Here is a 668-nt window from a genome sequence, read left to right on the forward strand (position 1 = left end):
CCGATCTGCGCGAACTGCTCGCCTTCGAACACGGCGTGCAGGTGCGGGCCTACTGGGGTCAGGCGGTGCGCACCGCGGACGAGGCGCGCACCCTGCTGTCCGATCTCGGAGCGCACGGGCTCGCGGGAGATCTGTTCGTCGACGGGTCCATCGGCTCGCATACCGCCTGGTTGCGCGACCCGTACGCCGACGACCCCGGGACCGGGGTCTCCTACCTGGACGCCGGGGATATCGCCGCGCATGTGCGGGCCTGTACCGAAGCGGGTGTCCAAGCGGGTTTCCATGCCATCGGTGACGGGGCGCTCGAGGCAGTCGTGGCCGGGTTCGGGCAGGTGGTCGCCGAACTCGGCGGGCCGGCCGTGGCCGCGCGCGGCCACCGGGTGGAGCACGCGGAACTGCTCGACGCCGCGCAGATCGAAGCCCTCGCCACGTGGGGAGTGATCGCCAGTGTGCAACCCGCGTTCGACCTGGCCTGGGGCGGACCCGACGGGATGTACGCCGAACGGCTCGGCGCCACCCGCGCCGCGGCCCTGAACCCGTTCGCTGCCATGGCCGCGGCCGGTGTCTCGCTGGCCATCGGCTCGGATGCGCCGGTGACCGCTCTCGATCCGTGGGCGGCGCTCCGCGCGGCGGTCCACCATCGCACCCCCGGACACGGGCTCTCCCCG

General features: G+C 73.4%; 1 protein-coding gene. It reads left to right on the forward strand.

The genetic code is table 11. From position 1 onward, the window contains the following. Positions 1–668 (forward strand): amidohydrolase family protein (locus NS4_RS31055; protein ID WP_157106362.1); only part of this gene is annotated, 668 nt, incomplete at both ends.

The sequence above is a fragment of the Nocardia sienata NBRC 100364 genome (genome assembly GCF_001613205.1).
GTDB classification, from domain to species: domain Bacteria; phylum Actinomycetota; class Actinomycetes; order Mycobacteriales; family Mycobacteriaceae; genus Nocardia; species Nocardia sienata.